The sequence below is a fragment of the Methylobacterium sp. GC_Met_3 genome, from assembly GCF_026540775.1.
Lineage (GTDB): Bacteria > Pseudomonadota > Alphaproteobacteria > Rhizobiales > Beijerinckiaceae > Methylobacterium.
The window spans coordinates 441,007-453,886 of sequence record NZ_JALNUL010000001.1; the positions used below are offsets into that span (position 1 = coordinate 441,007).

Consider the following 12,880-nt stretch of genomic DNA (forward strand, 5'->3'; position numbering starts at 1 on the left):
CCGGGTCAAGATCTTAGGGCTCTGCCCTAAGAACCCGCCAAAGGGATGAAGCCCTTTGGAAACCCGGTATCTTACGGCTCGAACAGGTTCTCAGACGTGGATGGCGCGCTTGTTCACCGCGAGCGCGGCTTCCTTCACGGCCTCGGTTAGCGTCGGGTGGGCGTGGCAGGTGCGGGCGATGTCCTCGGACGAAGCGCCGAACTCCATGGCCACCGCGACCTCGGCGATCAGGTTGCCAGCATCGGCCCCGACGATGTGGACGCCGAGCACCCGGTCGGTCTGGGCATCGGCCAGCACCTTCACGAACCCCTCCGTGGTGCCGTTGGCCTTGGCCCGGCCGTTCGCCGTGAAGGGGAATTTGCCGGCATTGTAGGCGATGCCGTCCTTCGTCAATTCCTCTTCGGTCTTGCCAACCGAGGCGACTTCCGGGAACGTGTAGACCACGTTCGGGATCACGCCGTAATTCACGTGGCCGGACTGGCCGGCCAGCATCTCGGCGATGGCGACGCCCTCGTCCTCGGCCTTGTGGGCCAGCATCGGGCCGGCGATCACGTCGCCGATGGCATAGATGCCGGTGACGTTGGTGGCGTAGTGCGAATCCGTCTGGATCCGGCCCTTGTCGTCCCGCTGCACGCCGACCGTGTCGAGGCCCAAGCCTTCCGTGTAGGGCACCCGGCCGATTGCCACGAGAACGACGTCGGCCTGGAGCGTCTCCGCTGCGCCGCTCGCGGCCGGCTCGACCGTAACGGTTGCGCCACCTTTCTTGCCGACCTCGACGCCGGTCACCTTGGTGGAGAGCTTGAAGGCGATGCCCTGCTTGGTCAGGATCCGCTGGAACTGCTTGCCGACTTCGCCGTCCATCCCGGGGAGCACCCGGTCCAGATACTCGACAACAGTGACCTCGGCGCCCAGGCGCCGCCAGACCGAGCCGAGCTCCAACCCGATCACGCCGGCGCCGATCACGAGGAGCTTCTTCGGCACCCGGTCGAGTTCGAGGGCGCCTGTGGAGGAGACCACGACCGTCTCGTCGATGGTTACGCCCGGCAGGCGCGTCACGTCCGAGCCGGTGGCGATGACGATGCTCTTGGTCTCGAGCATCTGGTTGCCGCCATCCTCGGACACGACCTCGACGCGGCCGGCGCCTGCGATCCGGCCGGTGCCGTGGAAGGTCTCGACCTTGTTCTTCTTGAGCAGGAACTCGACGCCCTTGGTGTTGCCGGCCACGCCCTCGGCCTTGAAGCTCATCATCTTCTTGAGATCGAGCTTCACGCCGCTGACCTCGATGCCGAGATCGGCGAAGTGCTTGGTCGCCTCCTCGAAGGCCTCGGAGGCGTGGAGCAGCGCCTTCGACGGGATGCAGCCGACATTGAGGCAGGTGCCGCCGTGTGTGGCGCGCTTCTCGACCACGGCGGTCCTCAGGCCGAGCTGCGCTGCGCGGATCGCGCAGACATAGCCGCCGGGGCCGGTGCCGATGACGACGAGATCGTAGGACATGCAGGTTCGCTTCCGGTCGGTCGTGCCGCGTGCGGGACGGGCAAGGATAAGTCAGGTGAGGATCAGCGGCCGCCGCCGATATCGAGGATGGCGCCCGTGGTGTAGGAGGCTTCCTCCGAGAGGAGCCACACGATCGGCGCGGCGACCTCCTCGGCGGTGCCGGCGCGGCCCAGCGGGACAGCCGGGCCGAGACGCTCCACCCGGTCGGGCTCGCCGCCGCTGGCGTGGATCTCGGTGGCGATAATGCCGGGCGCCACCGCGTTGACGCGGATCCCCTCCCCCGCAACCTCGCGGGCGAGGCCGATCGTCAGTGAATCGATCGCGCCCTTTGAGGCGGCGTAATCCACGAACTGGCCAGGACCGCCGAGGCGCGCCGCCACCGAGGACAGGTTGACGATCGCGCCCCCTGCCCCGCCGCGCTTGGTCGACATCCGCCGCACCGCCTCGCGGGCACACAGGAAGCTGCCGACCACGTTGGTGTTCATCATCCGCTGGAGCCGGGCGAGGCTCATGTCGGCGACGTCCGCCTTCACATCGACCACGCCGGCATTGTTGACCAGCGCCTTGAGCGGGCCGAGCGCGTCGGCGGCCTGGAACAGAGCGATCACGTCGGCCTCGCTGCCGACATCGCCCCGTACGGCGAGCGCCCGGCCGCCCTTGGCGGTGATCGCATCGACCACGCCTTGCGCCGCGGCGGCATCCGACACGTAGCTCAGGCAGACCGCGTAGCCGCGCTCGGCCAGCAGCAGCGAGACGGCCCGGCCTATGCCGCGGCTGCCGCCGGTGACGATGGCGACGCTGGTTCCGTTCATCGACTCACTCATGCGGCTGCGATGTGCTTCCTCTCGAACCGATCCGCCAGATCCTCCACGATCTGGGTCTCGATCCGGATCCGAGTCGCGTCGGGACAAAAATCGATCTCTTTCCCCTCGCCATCGAGGTTCCAGCCGAAGGTCCAGCCCTGCTCACCGACTGCGACCGTCCGGAAATAGGCTTCATCCTTCAGCGGCGCGAAGACGGGACCTTCGGCGATCAGGTCCGACAGGTCGAGAACACCTTCGAGGCCGTCGTCGAACGTGACGCGGAGCGCCGGATAATCCAGAGCCTGTACGGCGGAGACCCGATGATGTGTCACGCGATCATCCCTCCACTGTAGCGGCCGGCCCGAATCTCCCGCCAGATGTAGGAGACCTGTTCGCGGTTGGCATCCAGCCACATCTGGACCGCCTTGAGTTTCGTGCGCGACAGCTTTCCGCTGAGGACTTCACCGGTGGCAATCGAAAGCTTGGCTTCCTACCCGGCAAACAGCGCGTGCAGGTGGGGAGGCAGATGATCGTTGAGGAAGATCATGATCCGAACCCCCTCGACGATGGCGATGGTCGGCATCGATCAGGCCGCCTCCGATCGATGCCGACGTCACGGCGCCTGGACGCAGCTCAGAGATCCAGCACGAGCCGCGCCGGGTCCTCTAGCGCCTCCTTGACCCGCACCAGGAAGGTCACGGCCTCCTTACCGTCGACGATCCGGTGATCGTATGACAGCGCGAGGTACATCATCGGACGCGCTTCGATCTTGCCGGCACGGACCACCGGGCGCTCCTCGATGCGGTGCATGCCGAGGATGCCCGATTGCGGCGCGTTGAGGATCGGCGTCGACATCAGCGAGCCGTAGATGCCGCCGTTGGTGATCGTGAAGGTGCCACCCTGCATGTCCTCGATGGACAGCTTGCCGTCGCGCGCCTTCTTGCCGAAGCCCGCAATAGTCTTCTCGATGCCGGCGATCGACAGGTCGTCGGCATTGCGCACGACCGGCACGACAAGGCCCTTATCGGTCCCGACCGCGATGCCGATGTGGTAGTAGTTCTTGTAGACGAGATCCTGTCCGTCGATCTCGGCATTGACCGCCGGCACATCCTTGAGGGCGCCGATCACCGCCTTGGTGAAGAAGCCCATGAAGCCGAGCTTCGTGCCGTGCTTCTTCTCGAAGATGTCCTTGTACTGGCTGCGCATGGCCATCACGGCCGACATGTCCACGTCGTTGAACGTGGTCAGCATCGCCGCCGTGTCCTGCGCGTCCTTCAGGCGGCGCGCGATGGTCTGGCGAAGCTTGGTCATGCGCACGCGCTCCTCGCGCGACGCATCGTCCGGCGCGGAGGGGGCCCGCGGCAGGGTCGGGCGGGCCTCCTTGGCGGGCGCGGACGGAGCCGGACCCTTGGCGATGGCGCCGAGCATGTCGCCCTTGGTGACCCGGCCGTCCTTGCCGGAGCCGTTCACGCCCGACGGATCGACGCCGGATTCGCGGGCGAGCTTGGCCACCGCCGGGCCGTTGTCGCCGACCGGGCGCTGCTGGGCTGCGGGGGCCCCCGCTTCGCCGTGATTGCCGTAGCCGGCGGAAGATTCCTGGGCTGGCGCCTCGGCCTTGGCGGGGGAAGCGGCCTTCGGGGCCTCGCTTCGGCTCTCGGCCTTGGTCTCAGTGGCCGCTTTCGGAGCCGCCTTCTTGGCTGGTGCCACGCCGGCGCCCGCCTCGACGATCGAGCCGAGCAGGGCGCCGGGCTCCACGGTCTCGCCGTCCTTCACCAGGATCTCACCGAGCTGGCCCGCCGCCGGGGCGTTGACCTCCAGGGTGACCTTGTCGGTCTCGAGTTCGACGATCGGCTCGTCGGCCGCGACGATGTCGCCGGGCTTCTTGAACCACCGGCCGATGGTGGCCTCGCTCACGGATTCGCCGAGGGTCGGGACGAGGATGTCGGTAGCCATGTCGTTTCGCACTTCCGGATCGGTTCGGCCGTGCCGGACGGCCTGGACAGTGACGGCGGCGGCCCGAGCGGGCCGCCGCCAAATCCCAAAAATCAGACCGCTAGGGCCTCGTTGAGGAACGCCTGAAGCTGCGCCTGGTGCTTCGACATCTGGCCCACGGCCGTGGAAGCCGAGGCCGGGCGGCCGACATAGCGGGCCCGCTTGACCGCGGAGCCGGCCTGACCGAGCACCCATTCGAGGTAGGGCTCGACGAAGGCCCAGGAGCCCATGTTCTTTGGCTCTTCCTGGCACCAGATCACGTCGGCGTTGCGGAAGCGGGCCATCTCGTTGGCCAGCGCCTTGAGCGGGAACGGGTACAGCTGCTCGACGCGCATCAGGTAGATGTCGTTGAGGCCGCGCTTCTCCCGCTCCTCCAGCAGATCGTAATAGACCTTGCCCGAGCTCAGCACGACGCGGCGGATCTTGTCGTCGCGCACCAGCTTGTTGGGCGCGCCCTCCTCCTCTGCATCGTCCCAGAGGACGCGATGGAAGGTCGAGCCCTCGGCCAGCGCGTCGAGGTTCGAGACGGCGCGCTTGTGGCGCAGCAGCGATTTCGGCGTCATCAGCACAAGCGGCTTGCGGAAGTCGCGCTTCAGCTGCCGGCGCAAGATGTGGAAGTAGTTCGCCGGGGTCGTTACGTTGGCGACCTGCATGTTGTCCTCGGCGCAGGCCTGGAGGTAGCGCTCCAGGCGGGCGGAGGAATGCTCGGGCCCCTGCCCCTCGTAGCCGTGCGGCAGCAGCAGCACGAGGCCGGACATGCGCAGCCACTTGCGCTCGCCGGACGCGATGAACTGGTCGATCACCACCTGGGCGCCGTTGGCGAAGTCGCCGAACTGCGCCTCCCACAAGACCAGGGCGTTCGGCTCGGCCAGCGAGTAGCCGTACTCGAAGCCGAGCACCGCCTCCTCGGAGAGCATCGAGTTGATAATCTCGATGGATGCCTGCCCGTCGCGGATGGCGTTCAGCGGCGTGAAGCGCTGCTCGTTCTCCTGATCGATCACCACGGCGTGGCGCTGCGAGAAGGTGCCGCGCTCGACATCTTGGCCCGAGAGCCGGACCCGGTTGCCGTCGAGCAGTGTCGCCCCGAAGGCGAGCGCCTCGGCGGTTGCCCAATCGATACCCGTTCCGGTTTCCACCGCCTTGGCGCGGTTGTCCATGAAACGCTGGATCGTCCGGTGCAGGTGGAAGCCCGGCGGCACCTGCGTGATCTTCCGTCCGATCTCCTGCAGCGTCTCGGCCGGCACGGCAGTGCGCCCGCGGCGCGGGTCGTCCACGTCCTCGTGCACGGCCTTCACGCCGGACCACCGCCCGTCGAGCCAATCGGCCTTGTTGGCCTTGTAGTTGTTGGCGACGTCGAGCTCGGTATCGAGCAACTGCCGGAACTCGGCCTTGCGAGCGTCCAGCGCCTCCTGGGTGACGGAGCCGTTCTCGACCAGCTTGCGGCCGTAGGTCTCCAGCACCGACGGATGCTTGCGGATCCGCTGATACATCTTCGGCTGGGTGAAGGCTGGCTCGTCGCCCTCGTTGTGGCCGAAGCGGCGGTAGCACAGCATGTCGATCACGACCGGCTTGCCGAACTTCTGGCGGTACTCGACGGCGACCTTCGCCGCGAAGGTGACGGCTTCCGGATCGTCGCCATTGCAGTGGAAGATCGGCGCCTCGACCATCTTGGCGACGTCGGACGGATAGGGAGAGGAGCGCGAGAAGCGCGGATCGGTGGTGAAGCCGATCTGGTTGTTGATGATGAAGTGGATCGAACCACCGGTACGGTGGCCCTTCAGGCCCGAGAGGCCGAAGCACTCCGCAACCACGCCCTGGCCCGCGAAGGCGGCATCGCCGTGGATCAGCAGCGGCAGCACCGTGCGGCGCTCGATGTTGGGCTTGGCCCACTGGTCCTGCTTGGCGCGGACCTTACCGAGCACCACCGGATCGACGATCTCCAGGTGCGATGGGTTGGCGGTGAGCGACAGGTGGACGTTGTTCCCGTCGAAGGCGCGGTCCGAGGACGCGCCCAGGTGGTACTTCACGTCGCCCGAGCCCTCGACCTCGGCCGGGGAGGCCGAGCCGCCCTTGAACTCGTGGAACACCGCCCGGAAGGGCTTCGCCATCACGTTGGTCAGCACGTTCAGCCGGCCGCGATGGGCCATGCCGAGCACGATCTCGCGCACGCCGAGCGCGCCGCCGCGCTTGATGATCTGCTCCATGGCCGGGATCATCGCCTCGCTGCCGTCGAGGCCGAAGCGCTTGGTGCCGGTGTACTTCAGATCGAGGAACTTCTCGAAGCCCTCGCCCTCGATCAGCTTGTTGAGGATCGCGCGTCGGCCCTCGGGGGTGAAGGAAATCTCCTTGTCCTTGCCCTCGATGCGCTCCTGGATCCACGCCTTCTCGGCGGGGTCGGAGATGTGCATGAACTCGACGCCGAGCGTCTGGCAGTAGGTCCGCTCCAGGATATCGACGATCTCGCGGATCGTGCCGAACTGGAGGCCGAGCACGTTGTCGAGGAAGATCGGCCGGTCCCAGTCGGTCTCCTCGGTGAAGCCATAATGCTGCGGGTGCAGCTCCTCGTGATCGCCCCGCGGCGCAAGGCCCAGCGGATCGAGCTTGGCGTGCAGGTGGCCGCGCATGCGGTAGGAGCGGATCAGCATGATCGCCCGCACCGAATCCTTGGCGGCCTGCTCGACCGAGACGCCGGTGGTCGCGGTGACGCTGTCCTGCGGCTTGCCGGGCTTGGCCTCCTTGGCATCGCGGGCGACGATCCGGTCGCCGACCGCCTTCTCCAGGGCGCCCCAATTGCCGTCGAGCGCCGAGACCAGCTCGCCGTTCAGCGGCACTGGCCAGTTCTGCCTCTCCCAGGAGGCACCGGCGGCGTTCTTCTCGACGAGCGTCTCGTCCTCGCCGAGGCCCTTGAAGAAGGCCTGCCACTCGGGATCCACCGAAGCCGGATTGCGGGCATAGGCGGCCTGCAATTCCTCGATGTAGGCGGCGTTGGCGCCGTAGAGGAACGAGGTTTCGAGGAGCGCTTCGTTCACATCCTGGCGTGCCATGGTGCGTCCATCCTGTCGCGCGGGCAGGCTGCCCTGCCCTTCAGGCGTTCCGTCCGCGCGGCGGATCGCCTTCAAACCGAAACGGGGCGGGTGGCCGCCCCGCTGAATTTATCGTCTGTCCGATATGGGTGTTGCAGCCCTGCGATGGCTGCAACGCTGTCGCCTGGAACTCAGCCCTTCAGGACCTCGACCAGCGTCGAGCCCAGCCGGGCCGGCGACGGCGACACGCGGATGCCCGCGGCCTCCATGGCGGCGATCTTGTCCTCGGCGCCACCCTTGCCGCCCGAGATGATCGCGCCGGCATGGCCCATGCGTCGGCCCGGAGGCGCCGTGCGGCCGGCGATGAAGCCGACCATCGGCTTCTTCCGGCCGCGCTTGGCCTCGTCACGCAGGAACTGCGCGGCTTCCTCCTCGGCTGAGCCGCCGATCTCGCCGATCATCACGATCGACTCGGTCTTCGGGTCGGCCAGGAACAGCTCCAGCACGTCGATGAACTCGGTGCCCTTCACCGGATCGCCGCCGATGCCGACCGCCGTGGTCTGGCCGAGGCCGGCATTCGAGGTCTGGAACACCGCCTCGTAGGTCAGCGTGCCGGAACGCGACACGATGCCGACCGAGCCCTGGCGGAAGATGTTGGCCGGCATGATGCCGATCTTCGACTCGCCCGCGGTGACGATGCCGGGGCAGTTCGGCCCGACCAGGCGCGACTTCGAGCCGATGAGCGCCCGCTTCACCCGTACCATGTCGAGCACCGGAATGCCCTCGGTGATGCAGACGATCAGCGGGATCTCGGCGGCGATGGCCTCGCAGATCGCATCCGCCGCGCCGGGCGGCGGCACGTAGACAACCGAAGCGTCGGCACCGGTGGCCTCGCGGGCCTCCGCCACCGTGTCGAAGACAGGCAGGCCGAGATGGGTCGCGCCGCCCTTACCCGGGGAGGTGCCGCCGACCATCTTGGTGCCGTACGCGATGGCCTGCTCGGAGTGGAAGGTCCCGTTCTTGCCGGTGAAGCCCTGGCAGATGACCTTGGTATTGGCGTCGATCATCACCGACATGATCAGGCTCCCTTCACGGCGGCAACGATCTTCTGGGCAGCGTCGTCGAGGTCGTCCGCCGGAATCACGTTGAGGCCGGAATTGCGGATGATCGCCTTGCCTTCCTCGACGTTGGTGCCTTCCAGGCGCACCACCAGGGGCACCTGCAGGCCCACCGCCTTGACCGCAGCGATGACGCCATTGGCGATCACGTCGCACTTCATGATCCCGCCGAAGATGTTGACGAGGATCCCCTTCACCTGCGGATCGGCGGTGATGATCTTGAACGCCGCCGTGACCTTCTCTTCGGAAGCGCCGCCGCCGACATCGAGGAAGTTCGCCGGCTCCTCGCCGTAGAGCTTGATGATGTCCAGCGTCGCCATGGCGAGGCCGGCGCCGTTGACCATGCAGCCGATCGTGCCGTCGAGCGCGATGTAGGCGAGGTCATATTTCGACGCCTCGATCTCCTTGGCGTCCTCCTCGGTCTCGTCCCGCAGGGCGACGATATCGGCGTGCTTGTAGAGCGCGTTCGAGTCGAACGAGATCTTGGCGTCGAGGCACTTGAGATGGCCGTCTGACGTGAGCACCAGAGGATTGATCTCCAGCATGCTCATGTCCTTGGACACGAACGCCGCGTAGAGTTTTTCCGTCAGCGACGCGGCTTCCTTGGCCTGGGCGCCGGTGAGGCCCAGCGCCTTGGCGACGGCGCGGCCGTGATGAGGCATCACGCCCGTGGCCGGATCGACCGCGATCGTATGGATCTTCTCGGGCGTGTCGTGGGCCACCGCCTCGATGTCCATGCCACCCTCGGTGGAGACCACGAAGGCGACCCCGCCGGTGACGCGATCGACCAGCATCGAGAGGTAGAACTCTTCGGCGATCTGCGCACCTTCCTCGATGTAGAGGCGGTTGACCTGCTTGCCGGCCGGCCCGGTCTGGATCGTGACCAGGGTCTGGCCGAGCATCTCGCCGGCATATTGCTTCACCTCGTCGATCGACTTGGTGACACGCACGCCGCCCTTGGCGCCCTCGGGCGCGCCCTTGAAGGTGCCCTTCCCGCGGCCGCCCGCGTGGATCTGGCTCTTCACGACCCAGACGGGGCCGCCGAGCTCCTTGGCGGCGGCCTCGGCCTCCGACGGGTTGAAAATGGCCACGCCGCGGGAGACGGGCAGGCCGAACTCCTTCAGCACGGCCTTGGCCTGATATTCGTGAATATTCATCGGAGCCTCGTAGGGAGGAGCGAATAGGTGGAAGCGAACGGCGCGTCGTGAAATCAAGTGATCGGAAATTGGATCTCCGAACCCAACGCGCTGCCCGGTCTCCGCTTACCGGTCAGGCGAGGTTGCTGTCGACGCCTTTGCAGGCCTCGATCAGGCCCGTGACCGAGGCGACCGACTTCTCGAACATCGCCTTCTCGGCGGCGTCGAAGGTGACCTCGAGGACGCGCTCCACGCCGTTGGCGCCGATCACGATCGGCACGCCGATGAACATGCCCTTCACGCCGTACTGGCCGTCGAGATAGGCCGCGCAGGGCAGAACCCGCTTCTTGTCGCGCAGGTAGCTCTCGGCCATGGCGATGGCGGAGGCGGCCGGCGCGTAGAAGGCCGAGCCGGTCTTGAGCAGGTTCACGATCTCGCCGCCGCCCTTGCGGGTGCGGTCGACCATGGCGTCGAGCTTCTCCTGGGTGGTCCAGCCCAGCTTGACGAGATCCGTGAGCGGTACGCCCGCCACCGTGGAGTAGCGGGTCAGCGGCACCATGTCGTCGCCGTGGCCGCCGAGCACGAAGGCGGTGACGTCCTCGACCGAGACCTTGAATTCCTCGGCGAGGAAGTGGCGGAAGCGGGCCGAGTCGAGCACGCCCGCCATGCCGACGATCTTGTTGGTGGGCAGCCCCGAGAACTTCTGCAGCGCCCACACCATCGCGTCGAGCGGGTTGGTAATGCAGATTACGAAGGCGTCCGGCGCGTAGGTCTTGATGCCCTCGCCCACCGCCTGCATGACCTTGAGGTTGATACCGATCAGGTCGTCGCGGCTCATGCCGGGCTTGCGCGGCACGCCGGCGGTGACGATCACCACGTCGGTGCCCTTGATGGCCGAATAGTCGCTCGCGCCCGCATAGGTCGCGTCAAAGCCCTCGACCGGGGCGGCCTCGGCGATATCGAGCGCCTTGCCCTGCGGCACGCCGTCGACGATGTCGAATAGCACGACGTCCCCGAGATCCTTGAGGCCGGCCAGAAGGGCCAGGGTGCCGCCGATCTGGCCGGCACCGATGAGCGCGATCTTGTTGCGAGCCATGTCGGATCCGTTTCCCTTGCGTGTCGCTATCGAGGATGCGTCGGGCGTTGCTGGGATTGCGCTTCCGTTCCGGTTCGCGGTCAGATTCGCGGCCCCAAATCTGCGCGGTTGTGTGGCCGAAAAGCACCGTCGCTTCAACCCGATGCGGGTCGAGCCTCGGCGTCGGCGTCGAGGCCCAGCTGCCGGACGGAGGCGCTTATGGATGGAGAAACGTCAGCGCGGCGAAGGTTTTAGGTGCAGTGCAACCTGGATCCGACGCGCGGCGAAGCTTCGATGACAGATTCCGAAAGCTGTCATTTGCACGTTTCGTCACCGACGGCGGTGCTGTGAACATCCGGACATAACAAAGGCCCGGATTTGGGGTCCGGGCCTCGGAGAATCCGTCACGCTGGCGTCGGGTTTGTCAGAGAACCCCGGATCGCAGAACCCTCTGGATCGCGTGAATGACGGCGCCGAAGCGCGCCTCGATCAGATCCCTCGGCACTTCGGCATCATGCTGGATCGCCAGTGGATGCGTGAAGCGGTAGCTCGCATCGAAGATGTAGGCGATCGCCCGCTCCCGATCCCGGGCTGAGAAGATCCCGGAGGTGATTCCCTCCTCGACGACCCGCTCCACGAGGCTGCGCAGGCGGACACGGTGCCGCCGGGCGATCGGCCGGGCCGCCACGGTGGCGTCGAGATGGACTGCGAACAGGTTCGGCTCGTCGACCAGTGCATCGCGTTGAACGGTGGCCAGCGCGGTAAGGAGACGCTCGATCTTGTCGTCAGCCGGGTCGGGTGCGTCGGCGATGCCGGAGAGCCGGGCTTCGACCTCGCGCAGCCAGCGCCCTGCCACAGCGTCGAGGAGTGCGTCCTTCGACGGGAAGTAGCGGTAGACGTTGGCGTGGGTCATGCCCGCTTCGGCGGCGACGGCCACCACCGTCACGCGCTTGGGGCCGAGCCGGGAGAGATGCTTGGTGGCGATGCCGAGCAGCCGAACGTCGGCAGCTACGGGTGCGCGTGGCCTCGATCCGCCAGGCACATCAGCCGCTTCCCGGGGCGTGCCGGTATCGGCGACCTCGGCGACGGAGAGCTTGGATTTGGCGCTCAGCGCCTCTTCCTTGGACCCGTCAGATTCTGGCTTCAAAAAAGGCAGCGGAAGGCGGGAAGTGGACAGGTGGTAGGGCGAGACGGACCCCCATCATACCGGCTGAAGCGTCCCGGCGCTTCGCGTTGACGTTACGGCTTCCCCCCGGGAGCCCGTTAACCTGAGCGGATTTAGTCCGCTTAAACACTCCTATGTGTCAGTTTGCCTTGAGAAGGCAACAAATTTTTCTCGTTATCCCTGCGTCAGAAGCGGTTCTTCCACGCCCTAAGAGCGACGAAGACCGATTCTGGATCGCTTCCTGGTGGCAGATCGACGGATTTAGCCAGTGCTGGGACTGCGCAGCGCAGGAACGGGTTGGTGGCGCGCTCTGTGCCCATGGTCGAGGGAACGAGAAAACGGCTCTCCGCCTTCGCGGTTTCGGCCTCGGCGAAGCGGGCCTTGAGCGCTGCGTTGTCCGGCTCGGCCGCCAGGGCGAAGCGCGCATTGGAGAGTACGTAGTCGTGGCCGCTGAAGACTTGAGCGGAATCGGGGAGATCGTCGAAGCGCCGCAGGGATCGGTAAAGGGTCTCGGGCGGGCTCTCCATCACCCGGCCACAGCCGAGGGTGAACAGCGTGTCGCCGGCGCAGACAAGCCCCGCCTCGGAAAACCAGTACGTGACGTGATCGGCGCAATGGCCCGGCGTCTCCCAGACCTGCGCGGTGAGACCGCCGACCCGTACCGTGTCGCCCTCCCGAACGGTGACATCCACCAGGGGGACTGCGTCGCCGGCTTTGGCGGGCGCGACGACCCGGGCGCCGGTGGCCTGCTTCAGCGCGGGGATGCCTTCGACGTGATCGGCGTGCCGGTGCGTCACGAGGATGTCGGTGAGCCGCCAGCCGGTCTCATCGAGCACCCTCAACAGCGCGTCGGCCTCCGGCACGTCGATCGCCGCGCAGGCCCCGGTGGCGGGATCGCGAATCAGGACGCCGATATTGTCGCTGCGGCAGAGGAAGGTGCGGATCTCGGTCTGGGCGGCCATCGGGGGATTCTCCTCGGGGCGCAAACGCTGTCGCCGTGAACAGGCGGTCCCACGGCCGGGTTCCGCGTACTTCGGTTCCGTAACGCTTGCCGCGGGCGACCCGGGTCACCAT

At 66.8% G+C, this 12,880-nt stretch carries 10 protein-coding genes; all 10 read right to left on the reverse strand.

Going from position 1 to position 12,880, the window contains the following annotated elements; translation table 11 throughout:
• Nucleotides 1-90: 90 nt before the first annotated feature.
• On the reverse strand, nt 91-1,494 hold the full coding sequence (lpdA, locus tag OXS27_RS02205; RefSeq protein ID WP_267353960.1) for a dihydrolipoyl dehydrogenase: 1,404 nt from the start codon (nt 1,492-1,494) through the stop codon (nt 91-93).
• Nucleotides 1,495-1,556: 62 nt separating this feature from the next.
• Nucleotides 1,557-2,306 (reverse strand): SDR family oxidoreductase, encoded by a 750-nt coding sequence (locus tag OXS27_RS02210; protein ID WP_267353962.1) that lies wholly within the window; start codon nt 2,304-2,306, stop codon nt 1,557-1,559.
• 8 nt (nt 2,307-2,314) lie between these two features.
• The gene (locus OXS27_RS02215) at nt 2,315-2,629 is read right to left on the reverse strand and encodes a DUF2442 domain-containing protein (RefSeq protein ID WP_267353964.1); all 315 of its coding nucleotides are present in this window, start codon (nt 2,627-2,629) and stop codon (nt 2,315-2,317) included.
• A 301-nt stretch (nt 2,630-2,930) separates the two neighbouring features.
• Nucleotides 2,931-4,250, reverse strand: a complete 1,320-nt coding sequence (gene odhB, locus OXS27_RS02220) for a 2-oxoglutarate dehydrogenase complex dihydrolipoyllysine-residue succinyltransferase (RefSeq protein ID WP_243916748.1) — start codon at nt 4,248-4,250, stop codon at nt 2,931-2,933.
• 92 nt (nt 4,251-4,342) lie between these two features.
• A complete protein-coding gene (locus OXS27_RS02225) occupies nt 4,343-7,333 on the reverse strand; it encodes a 2-oxoglutarate dehydrogenase E1 component (protein ID WP_267353966.1) in 2,991 nt (996 codons plus the stop codon).
• Nucleotides 7,334-7,503: 170 nt separating this feature from the next.
• Nucleotides 7,504-8,388, reverse strand: coding sequence for a succinate--CoA ligase subunit alpha (sucD, locus tag OXS27_RS02230; RefSeq protein WP_267353968.1), 885 nt, complete (start codon nt 8,386-8,388; stop codon nt 7,504-7,506).
• 2 nt (nt 8,389-8,390) lie between these two features.
• Nucleotides 8,391-9,587, reverse strand: coding sequence for an ADP-forming succinate--CoA ligase subunit beta (gene sucC / locus OXS27_RS02235; RefSeq protein WP_267353970.1), 1,197 nt, complete (start codon nt 9,585-9,587; stop codon nt 8,391-8,393).
• Nucleotides 9,588-9,699: 112 nt separating this feature from the next.
• Nucleotides 9,700-10,662, reverse strand: coding sequence for a malate dehydrogenase (gene mdh / locus OXS27_RS02240; protein WP_267353972.1), 963 nt, complete (start codon nt 10,660-10,662; stop codon nt 9,700-9,702).
• A 403-nt stretch (nt 10,663-11,065) separates the two neighbouring features.
• Complete coding sequence (locus tag OXS27_RS02245) at nt 11,066-11,683, reverse strand: TetR family transcriptional regulator (protein WP_267354281.1); 618 nt, start codon at nt 11,681-11,683, stop codon at nt 11,066-11,068.
• Nucleotides 11,684-11,991: 308 nt separating this feature from the next.
• A complete protein-coding gene (gene gloB, locus OXS27_RS02250) occupies nt 11,992-12,768 on the reverse strand; it encodes a hydroxyacylglutathione hydrolase (protein ID WP_267353974.1) in 777 nt (258 codons plus the stop codon).
• Between the last annotated feature and the right edge of the window lie 112 nt (nt 12,769-12,880).

Bases quoted from the DNA above. Each gene is read 5' to 3' on its own strand.
- lpdA (WP_267353960.1), bottom strand. From the start codon at position 1,494: ATGTCCTACGATCTCGTCGTCATCGGCACCGGCCCCGGCGGCTATGTC.
- OXS27_RS02210 (WP_267353962.1), bottom strand. From the start codon at position 2,306: ATGAACGGAACCAGCGTCGCCATCGTCACCGGCGGCAGCCGCGGCATA.
- odhB (WP_243916748.1), bottom strand. From the start codon at position 4,250: ATGGCTACCGACATCCTCGTCCCGACCCTCGGCGAATCCGTGAGCGAG.
- OXS27_RS02225 (WP_267353966.1), bottom strand. From the start codon at position 7,333: ATGGCACGCCAGGATGTGAACGAAGCGCTCCTCGAAACCTCGTTCCTC.
- sucD (WP_267353968.1), bottom strand. From the start codon at position 8,388: ATGTCGGTGATGATCGACGCCAATACCAAGGTCATCTGCCAGGGCTTC.
- sucC (WP_267353970.1), bottom strand. From the start codon at position 9,587: ATGAATATTCACGAATATCAGGCCAAGGCCGTGCTGAAGGAGTTCGGC.
- mdh (WP_267353972.1), bottom strand. From the start codon at position 10,662: ATGGCTCGCAACAAGATCGCGCTCATCGGTGCCGGCCAGATCGGCGGC.
- gloB (WP_267353974.1), bottom strand. From the start codon at position 12,768: ATGGCCGCCCAGACCGAGATCCGCACCTTCCTCTGCCGCAGCGACAAT.